Here is a 20516-nt window from a genome sequence, read left to right on the forward strand (position 1 = left end):
CATTTCAACACATAGCATCCCTGTTCCCACAAGCAGCCTGGGCTTTTGTGGTCAGGACATGTACGCAGGCGACATAGCCGCCGATCACACGGATAGCGAGGCGCCCGGAAAGTCGGGACTGCGGTTCCCGACAATACCGCTGGAGCTTCGCGGCAGATGGGAGACCGAGCGAACATGTATTTCCTGCCTGAACTAGATTGACCGCATTCTGGCGGGGAAGGCGGTCATTGAAGCGGGCATGCTTGAACGGGTCGCTGTCTCGCATTATTCGTTCTCAAATTGATATCATTCCCTCGGCGCAGAAAGCCGTAGAATTTAAGCGGCGGAGTAGACCAATCGTCATGCCGAGCATCACGGAGCCGCTCTGGCGCGCAGTTCGCCGTGCCGGGGGGCTTGGTGCGGCGCTACGGCGGGCAAGCGACGTCCTTCGCAATGAGGGCGCACGCGGTCTTCTCCGTCGCCTTCAGCGTACCGTCCGGCAGGAGGCACGCTACGAGGACTGGATCGCGCGGTTCGACGACCGGCCCGTAGATGATCGGGCCGCTATGGACGCTCTATTGCTAACCCTAAGGGAGCGGCCGCTTTTCTCCATCATCATGCCGGTGTTCGAGACCCCCGCCGCTTTGCTCGAAGCTGCGGTACTGTCCGTGCGGAGCCAGATCTATTCGCACTGGGAATTGTGCATCTGCGACGATGGATCGTCGAGTCCTCGCATTGCGGCGTTTCTGGACAGCCTCAGCCGAGAGGAGCCGCGCATCAAATGGACCCGTCTCACCCGGAACCAGAACATTTCCGCCGCTTCGAACGCGTCGCTCGCCCTGGCCACAGGCGATTGGATCATACCGCTCGACCACGATGACCTGCTTCGGCCGCATGCGCTGCTCGAAGTCGCGCTCGCGGCAGAGGCGAACCCGCATGCCCGCTTGATCTATTCGGACGAGGACAAGATCGACGCCTCCGGGACCAAGCGCTTCGATCCTCACTTCAAACCCGACTGGTCGCCCGATCTACTCCGCTCGTTCAACTACATCAGTCACCTGGCCGCCCTAAAAGGCGAGGACGTGCGCAAGGTCGGCGGCTGGACACTCGGCCTGGAGGGCGCTCAGGACCACGATCTGTATCTCAAGGTAACGGAGACACTCGATCGCCGTCAGATCTTGCACATCCCGAAGATCCTGTACCATTGGCGCGTGGCGGAGAACTCCACCGCCGGAAGCGACGCGGCCAAGCCCTACGCCGCCGCGGCGATGGCAAGCGCTATCGCCAGCCATCTGGCCCGCACAGGGCGTGAAGGCGAGGTAACCCTCCTCGATGACGCCCCTGTCGCCAGGATTCGTTATCGCCTGCCCGAGCCCGCGCCGCTCGCGACGATCATCATCCCCAACAAGAACATGCCGGCACTCATCGGGGCCTGCGTCGCCTCGATCCGATCGAGGACGGACTATCCCCGCTACGAGATTTTGATCGTAGACAACGGCTCGACAGACGAGGAAACGCTACGGCTCTATGATCGTTTCCGGCAGGAAGGGGTTCTGATCGCGGATTATCCGGCCGAATTCAACTATTCCGCGATGAACAATCTCGGCATCAGGGAAGCGCGGGGCGATGTCCTTGTCTTCCTCAACAACGATACCAGCGTCATCGGAGAGGGCTGGCTGTCGGAGCTCGTGACTCACGCGGCCCGCCCGGAAATCGGCTGTGTCGGCGCGAAGCTCTATTACGAAGACGACACGATCCAGCATGCGGGCGTCTTCGTCGGCGTTTGCGGCATTGCCTGCCACCCTTATCGCGGCTTCGAGAAAGGCGATTTCGGCTATTTCGGCCGCCTCCGCGTCACGCAGAACCTGAGCGCCGTGACCGCTGCATGTCTCGCCGTCAAGCGCTCGATCGCGCTGGAGGTCGGCGGCTTCGATGAGATCTCCCTGAAGATTGCCCTCAACGACGTCGACTTCTGCCTCAAGGTGCACGCGGCCGGCTACTATAATGTCTGGACACCCTTCGCCGAGCTCTATCACTTCGAGAGCAAGTCGCGCGGCTACGAAATAGGGCCAGAGAAGCGCGCCCGGTTTCAGAGTGAAAGCGAGATTTTAAAGGTGCGCTGGGAGGGTTACGTCGCGCTCGATCCCTATTATTCGCCTCACCTGACCCGCACGAGCGAGGCGGTGACGATCCGGACCGAATAGGCATGACGACCTGCTGACTAACTTTGCCCCATGGAGCAGCGGGGTCTGAACTCGGCTCTGCAAGAAGCAAACCTCGCAGCGACAAGCTGCGGTATGATCGGGCGCGATCCATCTATGGGATGTCTCTGCTGACCACAGGAAAGCGCCCTGCCCGGTCACAAGCAGAAATACGCAGCGCCGCATTTCATCTCGAGATTTTGCCAAGGCGACGCCCTGAGGGAGGTTAGTTTCGACGAAAGAACCTCCGCAAATTCTCTGCTATTGGGAATTTTGATCGGAGGTCATTTTACTCGACCGTTCAAACCGCGCTGTCCGCAGCATACGCCGCCAACACCTCGTCCGGGGGCCCGTCCATCATCAGCTTTCCGCCCTTCATCCAGAGCGTGCGGTTGCAGAACCGCCTGATCGAATTGTTGTCGTGCGAGGCCAGGAACACGATGCTGGCCTTCTGGATCATGTTGTGAAGCCGATCCTCGGCGCGCTCCGCGAATGCCGCGTCGCCGACGCCAATCACTTCGTCGAGGATCAGGATATCGGGATGAACAGCTGTGCTCACAGCGAAGGCCAGCCGCAACATCATGCCGCTGGAATAGGTGCGGATGGGCAGCGACAGGAAGTCGCCAAGCTGGCTGAACTCTTCGACATCGGGAATGATCGCCTGCGCCTGCTTGTAATCGAGCCCGAGCATGATGCTGCGCATCTCGATATTCTCGTAGCCCGTTGCATCGGTATCCATGCCCATCGCGAGGTCGATCAGCGACGAGACGCGCCCCTCGATCGAAGCGATGCCAGAAGTCGGCGGGTAGACGCGGCTGAGCACCCGTAAAAGGGTCGTCTTTCCCGCGCCATTGCCTCCGATCAAGCCAATACGATCGCCATCCCTGGCCTCTAAGCTGACTTCGCTCAGCGCCTTAACGACCTGGATGCTGCTGTCTCGATCATTCTGCAAGCCTCCGCCGACAGTGCGCCGGAGGATCTCGCTCTTCAGGCCGCGGCCGCGTGAATTATAGATGGCGAGCTCGACGCTCGCCCCGTCCAGAACGATATGAGCCATGATGCCCTCAGAGCCAGTAGACAACGCGATGCGAGTATTTGCCCGCGAAAGCCAAGCTCAACAGCCAACCGACGATCAGCAGACCAAGCAGAATGAGATAGGAGGTCGCACTCGGCAAATTACCGAGGAGCGGCTCACGCATCACATCCAGCATGCTCGCGAAGGGATTCAGGACGAGCACTGGGTGGTCGATCCGTAGCTGGGACGGCTTGAAGACGACAGGTGAGACGAAGAACGCCACCTGAACGATGCTCGCGACGATCTGCGGTATGTCGCGGAATCGGGCTGACAGGATCGCAAGTAGATATCCGACCCAGGCGAGATTGGCGAGCACGAGCAGCAGACCGGGGATGAACAGGAGAATACACCAATTGATTGGCGATCCGAAGACCAGATAAACCACCGGCAGGATGATTAGATTATGCGCGAAAACGAAAAGATTTCGCGCAATCGTTCGAAGCAAATAAGTGAAACGCGGCAGCGCAACTTGGCGAATAATACTGTCATTTTCTATGAAGCTCAAGCAGCTTTCGATGATAGTGGATGAAATCAGTCCCCATAGAACGAGGCCTGTGCCGAGATGCGGCAGGTAGGCGGACATGGAGGTGCCGAACAAGGATGCGTAGACCGCGCCCATGCCGAAGATCATTGCCGCCATGCTAAGGGTGAGCCAGAGTTGGCCGATACGAGACCTCCGGTAGCGGCGGATCACATCGTTTTTGGCCAACATCCACCACATGCGCCAGGATTCGACGCCCCCTAGGACATCGGCAGCCCCTCGCACAACAAAACTCATTCTTACGATTCTCCGACAGCACAGGGCATGGCCGCCCCTTTAGCGCGTCACACCATAGACCGATGCATCTTGGCAAAATTGCTGTCAGCTTTAGCATGGTTTGTGTCGCCACGTTGCTGAAGTCGATTGACGCCCCGCTTCCCCAACGCCACCCTTCATGCGAGGTTGCGCGTCGGGTTTTGCCTGCAGGGGAGCGCGCCATGGGCTGGGTCATTCTGGGGCTGCTCGCAGCCGTCATCGTCTATCTGGTCATCACCTATAACGGCCTGGTCGCGATGCGGCAGCGTGTCGGCCAGGCTTTCGCCGATATCGACGTGCAATTGAAGCAGCGGCACGATCTGATCCCGAACCTGATCGAGACGGTGAAGGGCTATGCCGCCCATGAGCGCGGCACGCTCGACGCGGTGATCGCGGCGCGCAATGCCGCCCAGGGTGCAACCGGCGTGCATGCGCAGGCTGCCGCCGAGCAGCAATTGTCGGGCGCCGTCGGCCGGCTCCTGGCGCTGGGCGAGGCCTATCCCGATCTCAAGGCCAGCGCCAATTTCCAGCAGCTCCAGGTCGATCTCGGCAATGTCGAGGACAAGCTCGCAGCGGCGCGGCGCTTCTTCAACAATGCGGTCGGCGAATTCAACGGCGCGATCCAGGCTTTTCCCGCCGTGCTGTTCGCCCCGCAAATGGGCTTCACGCCGCGCGAATTCTTCGATGTCGGCGAGGTGGCGCGGACCCAGCTCGATGCGCCGCCGACCGTGAAGTTCTAGAGGCACATGAGCGAGAGCATGATGTCGTCCGAAAACCGGTTCCCACTGTTCGCTGACGCGGACCTTCGGTTCGGCATCATGCTCTAGCCACGACAACCGGCAGACAGGGCGGCGGCGATGGTCGGCCAGGCCTTCGGGCTCTACACACATCAGCGCAACAACCGGATCCGCTCCGGTTGCCTGCTCGTCGGGCTGTTCCTGCTGGTCTACCTCACCTGCTGGGGCCTGATCCTGGTCGGCTACGGCCATAGTGGCGTGCCGCGCGGCCGCAGCGCCTTCAGCGAGGCGACGCGATTGTTCTGGTCGTGGTGGCCCTTCATCACGATCGCGACTACAGCCTGGATCTTCATCGGCTTCCGCATCAATGTCGGGCTGATCGGCGCCGCTGCCGGCGCGACCGCAGTGTCGCGGGGAGACAATCCCAAACTCTACCGGATGCTGGAGAATCTCTGCATCTCGCGCGGCCTGACCATGCCGAAACTCGCCATCGTCGAGAGCGAGGCACTCAACGCCTTCGCCAGCGGCGTCAACGACAAGCAATTCACCGTCACGGTGACGCGCGGCCTGCTCGACCAGCTCGACGATGCCGAGATCGAGGCGGTGCTCGCCCATGAGCTGACCCATATCCGCAATGGCGACGTCAAGCTGATGGTGATCGCGGTGGTCATCGCCGGCGTGATCTCCTTCGTCGGCGAAATCATCTTCCGCAATCTCGGGCGCGTGCGGATTTCTTCCGACGACACCAAGAAGGGCAATTTCGCCGCGATCCTGATCGGTTTCGCGGTGATCGCGGTCTCCTGGCTGCTCGCCGTGCTGATCCGGCTGTCTTTATCGCGGGCGCGCGAATATCTGGCGGATGCGGGCGCGGTCGAATTGACCAAGAACCCCGATGCGATGATCTCGGCGCTGCTCAAGATCGCCGGCCGCGCCGATATCGACGGCGTGCCCTCGGGCGTGATGGATATGTGCTTCGAGAACGATCCCGACGATTTCGCCGATCTGTTCTCGACCCACCCCTCCATCACCAAGCGCGTGCAGGCGCTGGTCGAGACCGCCGGTGGGCGCGTGCCATTGATGCCGCCGCAGCCGCCCAAGCTGGCGGACCGGCAGACCCTGCCGACCATGGTCGAGGAATCCGCCGCACGCGGCCCCTGGGCGCGGCCGCCGCAGGGCGGCGGCAGTGCCAGTCCGTGACATCATCTGTCATTGCGAGGAGCGAAGCGACGAAGCAATCCAGGGGCGGTAGCACTCGACGTCGCCTGGATTGCTTCGCGGAGCCTGTACTCGGACTTGCCGAAGGCAAGACCCGGGTGCTCGCAATGACGGCCTGGATGGTCTTGAAACCTAGATCTAATCAGCCCCGCACGATCAATTTGCCCGGATCGATTTCGAAGACCAGCGGGTAGAAGGTCTCCCAGCGGCTCCAGCGTTGCGAGCCCGCCTCGCTGACCGCCCAGAGCTTGCCGTCAGTGGCGCAGCCGAGATCCTCGATGCCGCCCGGTGCCGCATAGCTCGCCAGCACGGCGCCGCTGCCAGCGTCGAGCCGGTGCAGAGCGCCTGGCCTGTTGCCGGCACTTTCCGAAATCCAGAGCCCGCCCGAGCGATCGAAGGTCGCGCCCTGGGCCAGGAGCGGCAGAGGCAGGCGCCGGCCAGCATCTGCGGGGCGCAGCGGCTCGCTGCCTCCTTCGAAGATGCGCGCCAGCGGGACGGCATAGAGCGTAGCCTCACCTTGGCGGCGAAACGGCCCGAACCAGAGCGCATCGCCGTCGCAAGCCAGGAAGGAGGGGCCCATCGCCTTGTCGACGCGTCGCTCCCCGATGATGGCGGGACTGCCGCTGCGGAGCGAAGCCGGGAGATCGAGCGCCAGAAGCCGGCCGGAATTGGCGACGAAGAGCGTCGTGCCGCGTGCCGCCAACCCGCCGGGATGGCCATAAGCCTCGGGCAGATCGAAACTGCCGGTAAGGCGGCCATCGCCTTGCGCCAGGCGAAACACTCGGGAGAGGCCGTTATCCTGCCTGGGATCGATGCTGCGATAGGCCGCGACGAGGATGTCGCTCCCCGTCACGGTCAGGCCTTGCGGCACATAGCCCTCGTTCAGGCCTGGCACCCAATAGCGCCTGCCGATGGCCTGTGCGTTGGGAACGACGCTCAGTGGGCGCTGGTCGTAGCGTGGCGGCTCGCCGGCGATGGCGGGGCGCTCCTGGGCGGCAGCAAGGCTTGCGCAGAGCAAACCCGCAGCCGCGCCCGACACGAAGCTCCTGCGATCCGGCAAATTCTTGCGATCCGGCAAGCCCGCCATGGCGTGCTCAGCACCCGTCCTTGGCCCAGTCGAGCGCTTCCTCGAGCCGGTCGTCGCCCCAGAACAGCTCGCCATCCTCAGTGACGAAGGTCGGCGCCCCGAAGATGCCGATCGACTTGGCGTATTCGGTCTCGGCCTTGAGACGGCCCTTGACCTCCTCGCTGCGGGAGGCCGCGTAGGCGACGCCGGGATCGGCGCCTGCCGCCTTGAGCGCCGCGTTGAGCACGGCCTCTTCGGCAATATTCCTGCCCTCGCAGAACTCGGCCCTGAACAGCGCTTTCGAGAAGGCCGGCATCCAGCCGGCCTCGCGCCCTGCGAGCGCAAGCCGCGCCGCGATCAGCGAGTTCTGCGGGAAGGTCTCGGGCTTGACGATCGTCAGCCCGTGGCGGCCACCGCGACGCGCCATGTCGCGCCACATATAGCGGCCCTTATTGGGGAACAGGTTGAACGGTGACGTCGTCCAGCCTTGCGCAGCGAAGATCGGCCCGAGCAGAAAGGGGCGCCAGCGCAATGTCACGCCGGCCTCCTCCGCCAGAGCCTCGATCCGCAACGCACTCAAGCAGGAATAGGTCGATGCGAACTCGTACCAGAAGTCCAGAACAGGACGCTTCGGCATTCAGCCTCCAAGTCGATGATCTAGGTTGAAATCGCGCGTCCGGAGCTTCGGCTTCCAGACATCCAACTGCAAGGGCAGTTGGTGCGGTCTGTCGCTCGCGATGGGCGTCATCAACACCGATCCATCACGGGAAGACGCGGGATCGATCAGAAGGTTCCGATTGCTTCGCCGCTGAGGCTGCGATAGTGCGCCATTGCGTTCAAAACGCGGCCCGACGGGACGCGGGAGCGCGCAGCAACAGGAAGATTGCCCGATGTCCGATAAAAGCGTGAAGAAGGTCGTTCTCGCCTATTCCGGCGGCCTCGACACCTCGATCATCCTGAAATGGCTGCAGACCACCTATCGATGCGAGGTCGTGACCTTCACCGCCGATCTCGGCCAGGGCGAGGAACTCGGACCGGCGCGCGACAAAGCGCTGCTGCTCGGCATCAAGCCCGAGAACATCTTCATCGAGGATCTGCGCGAGGAATTCGTGCGCGACTACGTCTTCCCGATGTTCCGCGCCAACGCCGCCTATGAGGGCGTCTATCTGCTGGGAACCTCGATCGCGCGCCCGCTGATCGCCAAGAAGCTGATCGAGATCGCCGAAAAGCTCGATGCCGACGCCGTCTCCCACGGCGCGACCGGCAAGGGCAACGATCAGGTCCGCTTCGAATTGACCGCCTATGCGCTGAAGCCCGACGTCGTGGTGATCGCGCCCTGGCGCGAATGGGACCTGCGCTCGCGCGAGCAGCTCATCGCCTTTGCCGAGCAGCACCAGATCCCGATCGCCAAGAACAAGCGCGGCGAGGCGCCGTTCTCGGTCGACGCCAACCTGCTGCACGCCTCCTCGGAAGGCCGCGTGCTGGAAGACCCGGCGGTCGAAGTGCCGGACTATGTCTATTCCCGCACGATCTCGCCGGAGGACGCGCCGGACAAGCCGACCGTGATCACGATCGAGTTCGAGAAGGGCGATGCGGTCGGCATCGACGGCGAAAAGCTCTCGCCCGCGACGCTGCTCGCCAGGCTCAATGATCTCGGCCGCGACAACGGCATCGGCCGGCTCGACCTGGTCGAGAACCGCTTCGTCGGCATGAAGTCGCGTGGCATGTACGAGACGCCCGGCGGCACGATCCTGGCCGTCGCGCATCGTTCGATCGAATCGATCACGCTCGATCGCGGCGCGGCCCATCTCAAGGACCAGATCATGCCGCAATATGCGGAGCTGATCTATAACGGCTTCTGGTTCTCGCCGGAGCGCGAGATGCTGCAGGCGCTGATCGACAAGAGCCAGGAATTCGTCGCCGGCTCGGTGCGCCTCAAGCTCTACAAGGGCGGCGTGCATGTGATCGGCCGCTCGAGCCCCTATTCGCTCTACGACCAGGACCTCGTCACCTTCGAGGAAGGCGCCGTCGCCTATGACCACCGCGACGCGGCCGGCTTCATCAAGCTGAACGCGCTGCGGCTGCGCACGCTCGGCCAGCGCAAGAAGAAGCTGGGGCTTTGACGATCAGCTGAAGCGCGGTGTCATCCCGCACGCGCTGCGGCACGCAGTGCTGCTGCGCAGATGCGGGATCGCGTGACGAGTAGCCGCCCTACTCCGCCAGATCATTCCAATTCGGATTGTCGCGCTCGATCAGTGCGACTTTCCATGCTCTCCGCCACTTCTTGATGACCTTCTCCCGTTCAATCGCCTGCGATGGATCATCGAAAGTCTCGACATAGACGAGGCGGTCGATGTTGTACTTCGCCGTGTGACTGGAGAATTGGTGGCTCTTGTGCTCGGCGACGCGACGTTCAAGATCATTGGTGAAGCCTACATAAAGCGGACCATCCTTGCGGGTCGCGAGGATGTAGACGGCGTAGATGCGGGCGGTCATGCAAACTCCGTCGCGGATGGCGAGGGAGTTTAATCCTGCTTGCGGTCCCGTGTCTGCGCAGCGGCACTGCGCGCCGCAGCGCGCACGGGATGACACAGCGCATTTGAACCGCCGCCTATCTCATGCGTTCAGCACTCACCTCAAACCGAGTGCACCTCATGAAGCGCCAGACTCTCCCTGCCCTGCTGATCGCGACGTGCCTTGCCGCACCGGCCCTCGCCCAGACCGCGCCGACCGCCGGACCAACCTCCGGCACGCCGCCCGAAAAGCCGGCCTCGACCGAAATCGCCTCCTGCAAGACGACGGCGCTTCACACGATCTCGGCCAAGGATCCGGAGATCAAGGACATCTATATCGACGAGGATGGAGCGACGATCGCCACCGCCGAGACCAAGGTCGAGGACACGCCGATCACGCGCATCATCATGGGCGAGGCCTATCTGCGCACGGATCGATCGGACAAGCCGCGCCGCTTCCTCTGCCTGCTCGGCGAGAAGGGCAAGGTGCTGCTGACCTTCTTCACGGTGCGGTAAGATCGGCCCGCGACCACTGGACCGGCGGCTATTTCTGGTCGATGACCCTGGTCAAGGGCCTGTCCTTGCCGTCGGCGAGCTCCTCGTGCCAGGCGCCGTCCTTGTCCTGATAGACGATACCGTCGGTCGTGCCGGCCAGGGTCTGCCGCGCCGCCGCGCTCGTCGCGGCCTTGAGGGCGGCATCATGCGTGCGAAACGTCTCGGACAAGGCGTCGCCGACCCTGTAGGCCCAGCCGCCATCATGCTCGACGACTTCATATCTGACCGTGACCATCGCGCGTCTCCTATTTCGACAAGTGAACTGCGGTCTGTCGTTTCTGTTCCTAGAGCCGGATGATTTCAGATCGGATCACCAAGTGATCCGTTCTGAAATCTGAATCCGTCTCTCATCAAGAAGTTAGAGCCGGATCAATGCGAAAGACCGGTTCCCACTTTTTCGCATCCTGCTCTAGCAGCCGCCTACCTCTACTCGCCCGCTGCGCTATCGGCGGCGCGCAGGCCGTCCAGCACCGGCATCGAGGTGATGTTGTAGCCGGCGTCGACATGGTGGATGTCGCCGGTCACACCGCCGGAGAGATCCGAGAGGTAATATAGCGCCGAGCCGCCGATCTCCTCCAGCGAAACCGACTTGCGCAGGGGCGAGTTGGCGCGCTGCCAGGAATACATGGCGCGTGCATCCGAAATGCCGGCACCAGCCAGCGTCCGCACCGGCCCGGGCGAGAGCGCGTTCACACGGATGCCCTTGGGCCCGTAATCGGCCGCGAGATAGCGCATGCTGGCCTCCAGCGCCGCCTTGGCGACGCCCATGACATTGTAGTTCGGCATGACGCGCGTCGAGCCGCCATAGGTCAGCGTGATCATGCTGCCGCCCTTGGGCATGCGCTGCGCCGCGCGCTTGGCGATCTCGGTGAAGGAGAAGCAGGAGATCACCATGGTGCGCGAGAAATTCTCGCGGCTGGTGTCGGCATAAAGCCCCTTCAATTCGTTCTTGTCGGAGAAGCCGATGGCGTGGACGACGAAGTCCAGCGTGTTGCGCTCCGGATCGCCGCCCCAGGCTTCGTCGAGCGCGGCGAAGGTCGCGTCGACCGTGGCGATGTCCTCGACATCGCAGGGCAGGACGAGCTTCGAGCCGATGCTGTCGGCCAGCGGCTTGACCCGCTTGCCGAGCGCATCGCCCTGATAGGTGAAGGCCATCTGCGCGCCATGCGCGTGCAAGGTGCGCGCAATGCCCCAGGCGATCGAGTTCTGGTTGGCGACACCCATGACGAGGCCGCGCTTATTGTGCATGAGGGGGAGCATGGGGATATCCCGAGAGGTCAGCGTCGAGGACTTGTCAAAAGGCAGTATCGGTCAAAGCGCTTCAATGAACACGCAAGAGCAGAATGCGAAAAAGTGGAAACCGGTTTTCGCATCAATCCTGCTCTCACTCTTAGATGAGAGCCCGAGACGGGCGCCAGCACTACAAATGCTTCTTCACCGCCGCTGCGGTGTCCTTGGACGAGGCCAGCGGCACGATCTCGAAGCGGGCGAGATCGGCCCATTCCAGCACCCATTCCTGCAGCAGCGTGACGTCGTCGCATGCCATGATCTGGAAGCAGCGGGCAAAGTCGGCCGAGATCCAGCTATCGACATAGGTCAGGCCTTCGGGCGCCATGCGGCCGCGCTCGTGGAAGCGGGCATAGACCTCCTTCACCCGGGCCTGGTCGAAATGCTCGATCACCATGAAGAGCATGGGGCGTTACGCCTCCAGCCGCTTCATCACGATCGTGGCGTTGGTGCCCCCGAACCCGAAGGAGTTCGACAACACGCAGCCGAGGCCTGCATTGTCGATGCGCTTGCGCACGATCGGCATGTCGGCGAAGGCGGGGTCGAGCTCCTCAATATGGGCGCTCTCGCAGATGAAGTCGTTGTTCAGCATCAAGAGCGAGTAGATCGCCTCCTGAACGCCGGTCGCGCCGAGCGAATGGCCGGTCAGCGACTTGGTCGCCGAGATCGGCGGGCTCTTCTCGCCGGCCCCGAAGACCTCGCGGATCGCCTCGATCTCCTTGGCGTCGCCGACCGGGGTCGAGGTGCCATGCGGGTTGATGTAGTCGACCTTCGCCTTGACGGTCTCCAGCGCCATCCTCATGCAGCGCACCGCGCCCTCGCCGGAGGGGGCGACCATGTCGTAGCCGTCCGAGGTCGCGCCATAGCCGACGATCTCGCCATAGATCTTGGCGCCGCGCGCCTTGGCGTGCTCGAGCTCCTCGAGCACGACGACGCCGGCGCCACCGGCGATGACGAAGCCGTCGCGCTTGACGTCATAGGCGCGCGAGGCGCGCGACGGCGTCTCGTTGAAGTCCGACGACATCGCGCCCATCGCGTCGAAGAGCACGGACAAGGTCCAGTCGAGCTCCTCGCAGCCGCCGGCGAAGATGACGTCCTGCTTGCCCCACTGGATCAATTCATAGGCATTGCCGATGCAGTGATTGGAGGTCGCGCAGGCCGAGGAGATCGAATAATTCACGCCCTTGATCTTGAACCAGGTCGCCAGCGTGGCCGAGGCGGTCGAGGACATGCCCTTGGGCACGGCGAAGGGGCCGACCTTCTTGGAGGAGCCGCTCTCGCGCGCCTTGTCATAGGCGTCGATCAGCGCACGCGTGGAAGGGCCGCCCGAGCCCATGATGATGCCGGTGCGCTCATGGCTGACCTCGGGCGTCTCGAGGCCCGAATCGAGGATCGCCTGCTCCATGGCGACCTGGTTCCAGGCCGAGCCGCCGCCATGGAAACGCATGGCGCGCCGGTCCAGCACGGTCGCCGGGTCGAGCGTCGGCGCGCCGCCGACGCGGCTGCGGAAGCCGTGCTCGGCGAATTCAGGCATGAATGAGATGCCCGATTTGGCCTCGTGCAGCGAGGACAGCACTTCCTGCGTATTGTTGCCGATGGACGAGACGATGCCCATCCCGGTGACCACAACGCGTCTCATGCTCGCTTCTCCAGCTCGATATCTCATGCGGCCGGCGCTCCAGGACCCCGGCTCTTTTCTGTCGTCACCGCGCACATGGACCGCGCGGCAGGCGCGCGCAAGGCTGCGCGGCGCTTTTCCTGGAGCATCGGGCGGAAAAGTGGGAACCGGTTTTCCGCGCCGAAGATGCTCGCAGCCTGAAAGGACGGTCGCATCGCATCGAGCCATCGGCCCGATGCGACGCGACCTACGCGGTTTCGGGCTTGAACAGGCCGACGCGCATGTCGCTGACCGTGTAGATTCGCTTGCCGTCGGCCTCCAGCCAGCCATCGGCGATGCCGAGCACGAGCTTCGATTTGAAGACGCGCTTGAACTCGACGCCATAGACCACCTGCTTGACTGATGGCAGCACCTGGTCGGCGAACTTGACCTCGCCGACGCCCAGCGCCCGCCCCCGACCGGGCAGGCCGAGCCAGCCCAGGAAGAAGCCGGTGAGCTGCCAGAGCGCATCCAGGCCGAGGCAGCCCGGCATCACCGGATCGCCCTTGAAATGGCAGTCGAAGAACCAGAGGTCCGGACGCACATCGAGCTCGGCGCGCACCAGGCCCTTACCGTTGGGGCCGCCGGTCTCACTGATCTCGACGATGCGGTCGACCATCAGCATGGGCGGCAGCGGCAATTGCGCATTGCCGGGCCCGAACAGCTCCCCGCGACCGCAGGCGAGGATCTCCTCGTAGCTGAATGACGATTGCCGCTCCATTCTCGTTCCGCTCCGTTCCGTTCCGGCCGTCAGGGCCGGCGGTTCATCTGATCTCGCGCCGTGCCTAACACGGCGCTGCGCGGGAACGGAAGGGCGCAGGCGCAGCGATTCCGGCAAAGATCAGGGACGGCGCCAGCCTTCGAAGGCTGTGACGACCGCCACCAGCATCAGCAAAATCCCGACCGCCCGGCCAATCAGGACCGTCGCGTTAGGGCGTGCCACGAGGACCGTGCGCCCTCCGCCGGCCACAACAGCCAACGAACCATAGACCAGCGCCTGCGTCAGCGCGATGATCAGGCTCAAAATGGCTGCCTGGAGCCAGATTCGCCCGGCCTCGGGCCTCAGGAACTGCGGAAACACCGCGAGCATGAACAGATAGGCTTTTGGATTCAGCAGGTTGGTCAGCGCCCCCTGGCTGAAGATCGTCCAGGCCGTCCGCTGTTTGGCGAGCTCGACGCTGCCCAGCGCGGCGCCGTTCCGGAACAGACAAAGGCCGAGCCAGGCGACATAGCCAGCGCCAAGCAGCAGCATGATGTTGAAAGCGGCCGGCACGAGCTGCAGCACGATGCCGACGCCGAGCACGCCGATGACGACGTGGCAGATCCCCGCCGCAATGACACCGCCCGTCGCGTAGAATCCGCCGCGGCGCCCCTCAGCGAGCGAATTCGCCAGCACGAAGGCCATGTCCATGCCCGGCACGATGACGATGCCGAGAACGAGCGAGAAAAACAGCCAGAGATAGCTCATATCGGACATGACGCCGCTCCCGGAGCGGGATGCGAAAAAGTGGGAACCGGTTTTTCGCATTGATCCTGCTCTCGCTCCTTGATGAGAGACGGATTCAGATTTCAGCTGGGATCACTTTGTGAGCCCATCTGAAATCATCCGGCTCTAGTGGGCCGAGAGCATTGCGACAGCGTGCCTCACGAAGCTGTCAGGAGGCGCGCACCATCCGGAAAACGGCCTCAAGCTTGCGAGGCAGGGGCTGAAGCCTTACATCAGTTATAATCTATTCGTGACGCATCATCCGCGTCAGCCAACCCCATTGAAGAGGCCCGCCCAAGGCATGACCGATCTGATTTCCCAGGACCAGGGCTACGGATCGAGCGCGCGACAAGGCTGCCCGTTCCATGATGTGCGCCAGCGCCTGCGGCGCGTGGGCTTGCGCCCGACCCGCCAGCGTGTCTCGCTGGGCTGGCTCCTGTTCGCTAAGGGCGACCGGCATGTCAGCGCCGAGATGCTCTATGAGGAGGCGATGAAGGCGCGCGTGCCGGTTTCGCTCGCCACCGTCTACAACACGCTGCACCAGTTCACCCAGGCCGGCCTGCTGCGCGAACTCGCGATCGACGGCGCCAAGACCTATTTCGACACCGACAACAGCGAACATCATCATTTCGTGGTGGATGGCGAGAACACGGTGATCGACATCCCGGCCTCGGCGGTGGACGTCGCCGAGCTGCCCGAGCCGCCCGAGGGTTATGAGATCGCCCGGGTCGATGTCGTGGTGCGCCTGCGCAAGATCGCCAACTGAGGCGAAAGCTCCCTGCCTTCCTTCGTCGGGACTGAGCTCAGGACGTGGCCGCCCGGATCAAGCCCAAGCATGACGGAAAGGGCACGGGGAACCCTCTCCCGTAGGGAGAGGGCAGGGTGAGGGGTCGGCCGTTTGACGTTTTGGCTGTGACCTCACCGCGGCCTCGCTGTGAGGTTTGCACGCCGCTGGTCCAGGGGCCGACACGTCACCCCTACCCCTCTCCTTACAGGAGAGCGGTTCCCCGCGCTCGTCTCGGCAAAAAGGGCGCCTCCGACGTCGTGGCGCTGTCGAGATTCGCGCGTCTGCGCCCGCAGCCTCCTAGTCGATCTTCTCATTGGGGTAGACGCCCCAGAGCCGGTCCTGGCGGAGGTAGCCCTCGACCTTGCCGATACCGACACGGCACCAGGCATTGGCGCAGCTCGTGACATTGGTGATGACGCCTGACTGAAGCTGCGCCACCACGGCTGATTTTTCATCGGCGGAGGCGCGCAAGGTGAAGGTCTCGTCCTTGGCCTTCGACCACGGCGCAACGAGCGCCGTGCGGCGGCCCGACAGCAGGCTGTGCAGGACCCAGCCCTCGGCGCCGTCGGCGTCGCGCACGCGCCGCCAGGTTTCGAATTCGGCGACGATCTCGACCGGCAGGCCGGCGCGCTGATAGACCCAGCGCGTGCGATGTTCCTTGGAGGGGCCTTCGCGCAGATTCACCCGATCCGATTTCAGGCTGACATAGCGCGGCACCGGCAAACCCGTGACCGACCCTGCCTGCGTATCCTGGGCCAGCGCGACAGAGCCCCCGCTCATGGCCGCGAACATCGCAAGGCCAAGCAAAACACCGCGCACCGACAAACCCAGCATCCGTCCAATCTCCGTCCCACAACAAGGCCCGCGCGCCGGACACATCCGGCGAAGGGCCATGTTGTCATCCGCCGCGCCGCCACTTAGACAACGAGGCAAGCACGCGCGGTCACGCCACCCCTCATTCCTGAAGCCCTGCGGTTAATGGCGGGTTGAGGCCAAAAGGCGGCGAAGCACAGACAAGCGTTGGAGGAGGGGTCCATGACGAAGAAAAAGCCGCTGGTCGTCGTGACACGCAAGCTCCCTGCCGTGGTCGAAACGCGCATGCGCGAGCTGTTCGACGCCCGCCTCAATATCGACGACACCCCGATGAACCAGGCCGCGCTGGTCGAGGCGGTGAAGACCGCCGATGTGCTGGTGCCGACAGTGACCGACAGGATCGACGCCGGGATCATCGCCCAGGCCGGCGACCAGCTCCGGCTGATCGCGAATTTCGGCAACGGCGTCGATAATATCGACGTGACCAGCGCAGTGCAGCGCGGCATCACCGTGACCAACACGCCTGGCGTGCTGACCGACGACACCGCCGATATGACGATCGCGCTGATTCTCGCCGTGGCGCGGCGCATCGCCGAGGGCGCGCGCGTCATCCCTGACGACGAATGGGCCGGCTGGTCGCCGACCTGGATGCTCGGCCGCCGCATCACCGGTAAACGGCTGGGCATCGTCGGCATGGGCCGCATCGGCCAGGCGGTCGCGCGCCGCGCCGCCGCCTTCGGCCTCTCGATCCACTATCACAACCGCCGCCGCCTCGACGCCCGCATCGAGGAGAAGCTCGACGCGACCTATTGGGATTCGCTCGACCAGATGCTGGCGCGGATGGACATCGTCTCGGTCAACTGCCCGCATACGCCGGCGACCTACCACCTGCTCTCGGCCCGCCGCTTGAAGCTGATGAAGCCCGACGCGATCCTGGTGAACACGGCGCGCGGCGAGATCGTCGATGAGACCGCGCTGGCGCGCATGCTGGAAGCCGGAGAGCTCGCCGGCGCGGGGCTCGACGTCTTCGAGAGCGAGCCTGCGGTCAATCCGCGCCTGCTCAGGCTCGCCCGCCAGCACCGCATCGTGGTGCTGCCCCATATGGGCTCGGCCACGCATGAAGGCCGCGCCGATATGGGCGAGAAGGTCATCGTCAACATCAAGACCTTCATGGATGGGCATAAGCCGCCGGACCGCGTCTTGCCGAGCATGCTGTAAAGCCGCCGAAGGCCGGCGTCGCCGTCTACGCGCCTGTTCTCAAGCCAAGGCAGGCACGCCGAGGCCCGCCACAACATCGGGCCAGAGCCTGAAATCGTCGATGACCTGCACGGCGCCGGCTTCGCTCAGGCGGGCCGCGCTGCGCTGCTTGTCGTGCGAGACGCCGGTGAAGCCGATGACGGTCATCCCGGCGGCCCGCGCCGCCAGCACGCCCGGCACCGAATCCTCGATCACGAGGCAGTTGCGCGGTGCAGCCCCCATCTGATCGCTCGCGAACAGGAACACGTCGGGATGAGGCTTGCCGCGGGCGACCTGCGAAGCCGAGAAGATATGAGGGTCGAACAGGTCGACGAGACCGGCAATGCCGAGATTGCGCCGCAACGGCGCCAGGCTGGTCGACGACGCGACGCAACGCAGGCCGGCGATCGCGCCGACCGCCTCGCGCACGCCCGGCAGGGCGCGCACCTCATTTTCGAGCCGCAGCGCGACGGCCTCCTCGATCTTCGTCTCGAAATCGGCCGGCAGCGGGCGGCCATGCGCGGCCTCGATAATCTTGACGCCGTCCGACCACGGAATGCCGACGATCTGGTCGACATAGTGGTCAAGCGTCCATTCCATCAGGCCGAGCGCATGGCAGGCAGCGAGGCTGACCTCGCCATAGAGCGTCTCGGTATCGATGAGCGTGCCATCGCAGTCATAGATGATCAGCTCGAAGCCCATTGTCGCGATCAGCTTCAGCCTGCCTGCGCCGCATCGAACTGGCCGGTCTTGCGGAAGCGCCAGAGATAGGACGGCACCACGGCCTCGACCGAGCTCGGCGCGATGCCGAGCCCGGCGAAATCGCGCCCCTCCGCCTTCGCCCCATGCGAGACGACATTGTCGCTCTCCAGCAGCGCGACCTGATCACGGGTCAGCTTCAGCTCGTTCGGCAAGAGCCCGAGCGTCAGCATGTCGACGATCTCGATGATGCGCGCCTGCAGCCGCGCCAGCGGGAATGGCAACGAGACCAAGAGGCGCTTGCGGCCGGTGACCTCGCAGATATAGGCGACGAGCTCCCTGAAGCTCTTCACCTCGGGGCCGCCCAGCTCATAGATGCGCCCGCCGGCGACCGCACCATCGACGGCCCGCGCGATCGCCTCCGCGACATCGCCGACGAAGGCCGGCTGAAATTTCGTCTCGCCACCGCCGACCAGCGGCAGCACCGGCAGCATCCGAGCGAGCGCGGCGAAGCGGTTGAAGAAACCATCCTCGGGTCCGAACATGATCGAAGGCCGCAGCACGACCGCGCCGGGCACGAGCGCAAGGACTGCGGCTTCGCCCTCGGCCTTGCTGCGGCCATAGCTCGACTTCGAATCCTTACTGGCGCCAATCGCCGAAATCTGGACCAGCCGCGGCACACCCAGCGCGGCGCAGGCCTGGGCAACGGCGCGCGCGCCATTGGCATGGACGCCGGCAAAGCTCTGGCGGCCGCTCTCTTGCAGGATGCCGACCAGGTTGACGACGGCGTCCGCACCCTTGATCGCGGCCGCGACCGAATCGGGATAGCGCAGATTGGCCTGCACCGCGTGGATCTGACCGACGGTACCGAGCGGCTGCAGGAAGCCGGCGAGATCGGGCCTGCGCACCGCGACGCGCACGCGATAGCCGCGCTTGACGAGGGCACGCACGACATGGCGCCCGACGAAACCCGAGCCGCCGAAGACCGTGACGAGCTGCTGGCTCGGAGGGGACAGATCGTTCGCCATGCTCGTCATGCCTCATGCGCGTTGGTTGGAACGCTCCTAAAGCATTTCGCCCCGGTCTGGAAAGGCGGTTTGGGACGCAGCCTGCAGGAATCGCGTGCGACAAGGGAATCGAGCGCGACAAGGGCCTGGACGCGCTCTGCGAAAGCGACGGCCGGAGCTTGAGACATCCTCGTAGCGCCCGGGCCGGCGCGCTCGAACCGTCGTGACGAAATCGCTGCCCCATCGAGGGCAGGCAGCGCCTTGAAAATGGGCAGCTTTCTGGCTTTTTTGTTCCTCTTTGAGGGCAAGATTAACTCGGCCTTCAATCACCCCCCGCTAAAACACACGAAATTTGTCGATATTGCGCGATCGGCCAGGGGATAAGATGAAATCAATTAGGGTCAAAATTCTCGGTCTGATCGGCATTGTCGCGTTCGGCGCCATCATCGCGCTGGGCAGCGCGCTCATGGCGATTTCCAGCCTCGAGACGATGAATCTGCGCGTCTCTCGCCAGAATGACACGATGCTGGCGACGGAGCGGCTCAATGTCGCGATCAACCAGCTCAGCGAGGATTCCCGGCTGGCCTATATGTCGCGCAACCCCCATGAGGCGAAGCTCGCCGCCACGGCCATGGAGAAGGGCTTGGGCAAGGTCGACGACCGGCTCAAGATTCTCCTGACAACCATTCCCGAAAATGAGCGCTCGCGGACTGAAAAGATCAGCAAGCTGATCGAGGAATTCGTAGCCAACCGGGTCGAAACGATCCGCCTGGTCCAGGAGGTCTCCGGGCGGGCCGCCGACGCCTGGGGCAATGGCGACGCCAGCCGGCGCAATCGCGCTGCCCTGATGGAGGAACTGGCCACGTTCAGCCAGGCCAATGAGGAGGCCAGCGACGCCATCGAGGCCGCCACGGCCGCCTTCGCCTCGAAGCTGCGCATCATCCTGCCGGTCGCCCTGCTCCTGCTGCTGGGTGCTTCGATCGCCGGCGCCCTGGCGTTCTCGCGGCGCGCCATCATCAAGCCGCTGATCGATCTCAGCGGGGTGATGCAGCGCCTGACTGAAGGCGACACCAAGATCGACGTGCCCCATGTCGCACGCCAGGACGAAGTCGGTACCATGGCGCGCGCCGTTTCGGTGCTGCGCGAGAGCACGGAGAAAGTTGCCCTGTTCCAGGAGCAGGAGCGCGAATTGGCCGCAGCGCGGCTGCGGGCAGCGGAATCGATGGCCTCCGTCGTGACGGATGTCGGCGAGGTTGTCGCGGCTGCGGCGTCGGGTGATTTCTCGGCGCGGCTCGAGATCGAGCATGCAGACGAGCAGATGCAGAAGCTCGTCGCCGGCATCAACGAGATCAACGCGGTGGTTGATTCAGCCACATCCGAATTCGCCGCCGCCCTGCAGGCGGTGGC

Annotated in this window: 22 protein-coding genes; 8 read left to right on the forward strand and 14 right to left on the reverse strand. The window is 63.9% G+C overall.

What is annotated here, in order from left to right:
• The first annotated feature begins 341 nt into the window (after nt 1-341).
• A complete protein-coding gene (locus tag BMZ97_RS15990) occupies nt 342-2183 on the forward strand; it encodes a glycosyltransferase family 2 protein (RefSeq protein ID WP_092171206.1) in 1842 nt (613 codons plus the stop codon).
• 298 nt (nt 2184-2481) lie between these two features.
• On the opposite strand, the gene BMZ97_RS15995 is transcribed toward BMZ97_RS15990, so the two are convergent.
• Nucleotides 2482-3237, reverse strand: a complete 756-nt coding sequence (locus BMZ97_RS15995; protein WP_092171208.1) for an ABC transporter ATP-binding protein — start codon at nt 3235-3237, stop codon at nt 2482-2484.
• A gap of 7 nt (nt 3238-3244) precedes the next feature.
• Nucleotides 3245-4033: an ABC transporter permease gene (locus BMZ97_RS16000; protein ID WP_139221233.1), complete on the reverse strand. Its 789-nt coding sequence runs from the start codon at nt 4031-4033 to the stop codon at nt 3245-3247.
• Between the two features lie 200 nt (nt 4034-4233).
• Here BMZ97_RS16000 and BMZ97_RS16005 point away from each other — a divergent pair, with 200 nt between their 5' ends.
• Complete coding sequence (locus BMZ97_RS16005; protein WP_092171211.1) at nt 4234-4791, forward strand: LemA family protein; 558 nt, start codon at nt 4234-4236, stop codon at nt 4789-4791.
• 117 nt (nt 4792-4908) lie between these two features.
• Nucleotides 4909-5985 (forward strand): M48 family metallopeptidase, encoded by a 1077-nt coding sequence (locus BMZ97_RS16010; protein WP_092171214.1) that lies wholly within the window; start codon nt 4909-4911, stop codon nt 5983-5985.
• Nucleotides 5986-6145: 160 nt separating this feature from the next.
• Here the strand turns inward: BMZ97_RS16010 and BMZ97_RS16015 are convergent, their stop codons facing one another.
• Both BMZ97_RS16015 and BMZ97_RS16020 read right to left on the reverse strand, forming a co-directional pair.
• Entirely contained in the window at nt 6146-7090 is a 945-nt protein-coding gene (locus BMZ97_RS16015) for an NHL repeat-containing protein (protein WP_092171216.1), read from the reverse strand.
• Between the two features lie 7 nt (nt 7091-7097).
• Nucleotides 7098-7706, reverse strand: coding sequence for a 2-hydroxychromene-2-carboxylate isomerase (locus BMZ97_RS16020; protein ID WP_092171219.1), 609 nt, complete (start codon nt 7704-7706; stop codon nt 7098-7100).
• A gap of 253 nt (nt 7707-7959) precedes the next feature.
• Between BMZ97_RS16020 and BMZ97_RS16025 the strand changes: the two genes are divergently transcribed.
• Nucleotides 7960-9192, forward strand: coding sequence for an argininosuccinate synthase (locus BMZ97_RS16025; protein ID WP_092171221.1), 1233 nt, complete (start codon nt 7960-7962; stop codon nt 9190-9192).
• 88 nt (nt 9193-9280) lie between these two features.
• Here BMZ97_RS16025 and BMZ97_RS16030 read toward each other — a convergent pair whose 3' ends face one another.
• Complete coding sequence (locus BMZ97_RS16030) at nt 9281-9565, reverse strand: GIY-YIG nuclease family protein (RefSeq protein WP_092171224.1); 285 nt, start codon at nt 9563-9565, stop codon at nt 9281-9283.
• A gap of 158 nt (nt 9566-9723) precedes the next feature.
• Here BMZ97_RS16030 and BMZ97_RS31280 point away from each other — a divergent pair, with 158 nt between their 5' ends.
• The gene (locus tag BMZ97_RS31280; RefSeq protein WP_092171226.1) at nt 9724-10098 is read left to right on the forward strand and encodes a hypothetical protein; all 375 of its coding nucleotides are present in this window, start codon (nt 9724-9726) and stop codon (nt 10096-10098) included.
• 28 nt (nt 10099-10126) lie between these two features.
• On the opposite strand, the gene BMZ97_RS16040 is transcribed toward BMZ97_RS31280, so the two are convergent.
• The 6 genes from BMZ97_RS16040 to BMZ97_RS16065 form a co-directional block, all read right to left on the reverse strand.
• Entirely contained in the window at nt 10127-10372 is a 246-nt protein-coding gene (locus BMZ97_RS16040; RefSeq protein ID WP_092171229.1) for a DUF2188 domain-containing protein, read from the reverse strand.
• Nucleotides 10373-10563: 191 nt separating this feature from the next.
• Nucleotides 10564-11397 carry an enoyl-ACP reductase FabI gene (gene fabI, locus BMZ97_RS16045; RefSeq protein WP_092171232.1) on the reverse strand — a complete coding sequence of 278 codons (834 nt, stop codon included), beginning with the start codon at nt 11395-11397 and terminating at the stop codon, nt 10564-10566.
• Between the two features lie 160 nt (nt 11398-11557).
• Nucleotides 11558-11830 carry a DUF3303 domain-containing protein gene (locus BMZ97_RS16050; protein ID WP_092171235.1) on the reverse strand — a complete coding sequence of 91 codons (273 nt, stop codon included), beginning with the start codon at nt 11828-11830 and terminating at the stop codon, nt 11558-11560.
• Nucleotides 11831-11836: 6 nt separating this feature from the next.
• Complete coding sequence (gene fabB / locus BMZ97_RS16055; protein ID WP_092171239.1) at nt 11837-13063, reverse strand: beta-ketoacyl-ACP synthase I; 1227 nt, start codon at nt 13061-13063, stop codon at nt 11837-11839.
• A 226-nt stretch (nt 13064-13289) separates the two neighbouring features.
• Nucleotides 13290-13802, reverse strand: coding sequence for a 3-hydroxyacyl-[acyl-carrier-protein] dehydratase FabA (gene fabA, locus BMZ97_RS16060; protein ID WP_092171242.1), 513 nt, complete (start codon nt 13800-13802; stop codon nt 13290-13292).
• Nucleotides 13803-13922: 120 nt separating this feature from the next.
• Entirely contained in the window at nt 13923-14558 is a 636-nt protein-coding gene (locus tag BMZ97_RS16065) for a LysE family translocator (protein ID WP_092171244.1), read from the reverse strand.
• 310 nt (nt 14559-14868) lie between these two features.
• On the opposite strand from BMZ97_RS16065, the gene irrA reads away from it, so the two are divergent.
• Nucleotides 14869-15333, forward strand: a complete 465-nt coding sequence (irrA, locus tag BMZ97_RS16070) for an iron response transcriptional regulator IrrA (RefSeq protein ID WP_069689581.1) — start codon at nt 14869-14871, stop codon at nt 15331-15333.
• Nucleotides 15334-15651: 318 nt separating this feature from the next.
• Here irrA and BMZ97_RS16075 read toward each other — a convergent pair whose 3' ends face one another.
• The gene (locus BMZ97_RS16075) at nt 15652-16134 is read right to left on the reverse strand and encodes an SH3 domain-containing protein (RefSeq protein ID WP_244546452.1); all 483 of its coding nucleotides are present in this window, start codon (nt 16132-16134) and stop codon (nt 15652-15654) included.
• Between the two features lie 255 nt (nt 16135-16389).
• Here BMZ97_RS16075 and BMZ97_RS16080 point away from each other — a divergent pair, with 255 nt between their 5' ends.
• A complete protein-coding gene (locus BMZ97_RS16080) occupies nt 16390-17385 on the forward strand; it encodes a 2-hydroxyacid dehydrogenase (protein WP_092171251.1) in 996 nt (331 codons plus the stop codon).
• Nucleotides 17386-17424: 39 nt separating this feature from the next.
• On the opposite strand, the gene BMZ97_RS16085 is transcribed toward BMZ97_RS16080, so the two are convergent.
• Together BMZ97_RS16085 and BMZ97_RS16090 are read right to left on the reverse strand one after the other, a co-directional pair.
• Nucleotides 17425-18105 (reverse strand): HAD family hydrolase, encoded by a 681-nt coding sequence (locus BMZ97_RS16085; RefSeq protein WP_092171254.1) that lies wholly within the window; start codon nt 18103-18105, stop codon nt 17425-17427.
• 14 nt (nt 18106-18119) lie between these two features.
• The gene (locus BMZ97_RS16090) at nt 18120-19130 is read right to left on the reverse strand and encodes a complex I NDUFA9 subunit family protein (protein ID WP_244546429.1); all 1011 of its coding nucleotides are present in this window, start codon (nt 19128-19130) and stop codon (nt 18120-18122) included.
• A 364-nt stretch (nt 19131-19494) separates the two neighbouring features.
• Between BMZ97_RS16090 and BMZ97_RS16095 the strand changes: the two genes are divergently transcribed.
• The coding region (locus BMZ97_RS16095) for a HAMP domain-containing protein (protein WP_139221234.1) at nt 19495-20516 on the forward strand (1022 nt) is incomplete at its 3' end.

Origin of the sequence: Allobosea sp. OK403 (assembly GCF_900113835.1) — a bacterium.
In the GTDB taxonomy this organism is placed as follows: Bacteria; Pseudomonadota; Alphaproteobacteria; order Rhizobiales; family Beijerinckiaceae; genus Allobosea.